Origin of the sequence: Pseudomonas sp. 2995-3 (assembly GCF_002742565.1) — a bacterium.
Classification (GTDB): Bacteria; Pseudomonadota; Gammaproteobacteria; order Pseudomonadales; family Pseudomonadaceae; genus Aquipseudomonas; species Aquipseudomonas edaphica.
This window is the reverse complement of the sequence record NZ_LJSB01000177.1, coordinates 1-276: the sequence shown is the minus strand read 5'-3', so window position 1 is coordinate 276 and position 276 is coordinate 1. Positions and strand designations below refer to the sequence as shown.

General features: G+C 29.3%; 1 protein-coding gene. It reads right to left on the bottom strand.

Annotation, left to right across the window (positions count from 1 at the left end):
- The coding region (locus AOA62_RS32230) for a hypothetical protein (protein ID WP_218244133.1) at positions 1-276 on the bottom strand (276 nt) is incomplete at both ends.

Genomic DNA, 276 nt, shown 5'->3' with positions numbered 1-276 from the left:
ATCATTAGGAAGAGTATACCTGTCAATTGGTTCATTTATAAATTGAATAATATCATCATTTATATCTGAAACAATTTCTCCTTTATAAATTAACTCTCCTTTTTCATAGACAATAAGAATAAAGTTTATAGGCCGTGCGTTTGAGTTTAAAGATTTTGTTAAAATGTTGTTATCTCTTACAGTCTTTACGATAAAAAGCTTGTTGTTAGTATAAAACACTTCTGAAGTGGGGTCTGTTGTAGTTGATAATTCAGCATCTTCAATCACTACTTCGAC